Raw genomic sequence first — 2,782 nt, forward strand, 5'->3', positions numbered from 1 at the left:
GACGCTGGCCGTCCTGGCCGGTTCCTGGTCCCTGGCGGCGGCCCCACCGGCCTTCCCCCAGACCGGTGACGGCACGGTGGCGGTCCACGTGATCCGGGCCGTGGACACCGACGGTGTGTGGACGCCCGGGCTGGAATCGGGCATGGCGGGCGTGAAGGTGACGCTCACCGACGAGGCCGGGGTCTCCATCGAGGGCACCACGGCGGCGGACGGCACGGTGACGCTGGCGCCGGCCGCGAGCAAGCTGACCGGCGGCAAGTACCGGGTCCAGGTGGTGAATCCGAAGCCGGGCGTGCTCTATCCGGCCTTCGCCTCCCGGGACGGTCTGGACGGCGGGCCGAACAAGCTGAGCTCCAACGAGGAGTTCGTCGACCTCTCCGGCGGCAAGAAGGTGGAGATCACCACGGGGCTCTGGAGCCCGGGTGACTACTGCCAGAAGAACGCGCCGCTGGTGTCGACCTGTCAGAACCCGCCCCAGGACGGGGACGCCCAGCACACGCTGGTGTCCTTCCCGTACGAGTCCCGGGGAACGGCCGGCACCGGCTTCACCCTGACCGACGTGGCCACGGCCGGGCAGACCGGCAACCTGTACGGCATCGCCTGGAACAAGGCCGACAAGCGGGTGTTCTCCTCGGCCCAGGCCAAGCGGACCACCGGCTACGGCCCCGGCGGCCCCGGCGGGATCTACGTCACCGACTGGGCGACGAAGAAGACCACGCTGTTCGCCACCGTCCCGGACGCGGGCACCACCCCGCACACCCCGGGCAACGACGACGGCTTCCTGGCCGCGGTGGGCAAGGAGAGCCTCGGCGGCATCAAGATCACCGACGACGGCAAGGACCTGTTCGTCGTCAACCTGAACGACCGCAAGCTCTACCGCTACGACGCCACCGCGGCGACGGCGGCCAATCCCAAGGCCGCCTACGCCATCCCGGACCCGGGCTGCCCGGCGCCGGGGGACTGGCGTCCGTACGGCCTCGGCATCCAGGACGGCACCGGCTTCCTCGGCGGCGTCTGCTCGGGCGAGTCCACCGGCAAGGCCTCGGACCTGCGTGCCGTGGTGCTGCCGTTCGACCCGTCCACCGGCGCGTTCAAGCCGGCCGTGCTGAACCAGCCGCTCGACTACCCGCGCGGCACCACGGTCGGCGGCCCGTGCCCGGGCACCGCCTGGTTCCCGTGGCAGGACACCTTCCCGACCACCCAGAACGGCCAGGCCTGCGGGGCCAGCTACCTGGCCAACCCCGAGCCGGCGGTCGCCGAGATCGCCTTCGAGACCGACGGCTCGATGCTGCTCGCCTTCCGGGACCGCTTCGGCGACCAGTCGGCGGCCAGCCCGACGGGCAACGTGATGTCCAAGGTCCTGCCCGGCGGTGACCTCCTCAAGGCCTGCCCGGAGAACGGCACGTACGTGCTGGACACCAACCTGGGCTGCGGGTCCAAGGCCCGCGGCCAGCGGTTCTTCGACAACGCCCGGATCGGCCACAACAACCCCGCCAACGCCGGGATGGCGTTCTCGAAGGTCGAGGACTCCATCGTGACCTCGGGCTACGACAGCGACAGCCAGGCCTACGGCTACGGCAGCGCCTTCCAGAAGCGCGACGGCAAGGCGGACGGCGGCGTGCGGCTCAACACGGCCCCGGGCATCCCGCCGTTCGGCAAGGGCGCCGCGATGGGCGACCTGGAGGTGCTCTGCGACCAGGCGCCGCTCCAGATCGGCAACCGGGTCTGGTACGACCCCGAGCGCAGCGGCCTCCAACTGCCGGGCCAGAAGCCGGTTCCGGGTGCCACCGTCCACCTGTACGACGAGACGGGGAAGCTCGTCGGCACCACCAAGACGACCAAGCGCGGCGAGTACTACTTCGACGACGGCAACGTCGAGGGCGGCCTCAAGCCGAGGACCAAGTACACGATCAAGCTGGACAACCCGGCGGACTACGCCAAGGACGGCCCCCTCTTCCAGTGGGTGCCGACCGACCACGACGTCGGTGACAACCACTTCATCGACTCCAAGGGCATCGTCCCGAAGGACGGCAAGTACCCGGAGCGGGCGCTGACCACCGGCGGCCCGGGCGAGAACGACCACACCTACGACTTCGGCTTCCGGCTCCAGGAGGGCGCGCTGCGCCTGGTCAAGCACGACCAGGACGGCAAGCCGCTGGCCGGCGCCAAGTTCCAGCTGTGGCACGAGACCAACGGAACCGACGGGCTCCAGCCGACCGGCGACAAGCCCGACACCAAGGTCGGTGAGCCCTGCACGACCGGCGCCGACGGCATCTGCCAGGGCACCGGCGTGCCGGGGACGTACTACTGGCAGGAGCTGAGCCCGCCGGACGGCTACGCGGCGCCGGAGGTCACCGTCTTCGGCCCGCTGAAGCTGACCTCGGCGAACCTCGACGCCGGTGTGGAGGTGACGGCCGTCAACAAGCTGATCCCCACCCCGACGCCGACACCGACGCCCACGCCGACCGAGACGCCGACCCCGGCGCCGACGACGGCGGCCCCGGTGCCGCCGGCCCCGGCGCCCCCGGCGTCCGGGCACCTGCCCAACACCGGTGCGGGTGAAGGGATGCCGATCGCGTTGACCAGCGCGGCGGCGCTGATCGCCCTCGGCACCGCCACGGTGCTGGTGGCCCGCAGGCGCAAGGCCGCCCAGCGCGGCTAGGGCGTGTCTTCAAACTCCCGTCGTTCGCCCGGAGGGCGGGCGGGGCGGCGTTGGGGTGCGTGCATCGCAAGGCGGAGGATGGAGCCACTGCGGAGCATTGGCGACTGACGACAACGCGGC

The 2,782-nt window shown here is 71.6% G+C and carries 1 protein-coding gene; it reads left to right on the top strand.

What is annotated here, in order from left to right; translation table 11 throughout:
• Window positions 1-2,662: SdrD B-like domain-containing protein (locus ACFU6K_RS35795; RefSeq protein ID WP_380670328.1), on the top strand; the 2,662-nt coding region annotated here is incomplete at its 5' end.
• Window positions 2,663-2,782: the final 120 nt, after the last annotated feature.

It is taken from the genome of Kitasatospora sp. NPDC057512 (assembly GCF_042802135.1).
In the GTDB taxonomy this organism is placed as follows: Bacteria; Actinomycetota; Actinomycetes; order Streptomycetales; family Streptomycetaceae; genus Kitasatospora.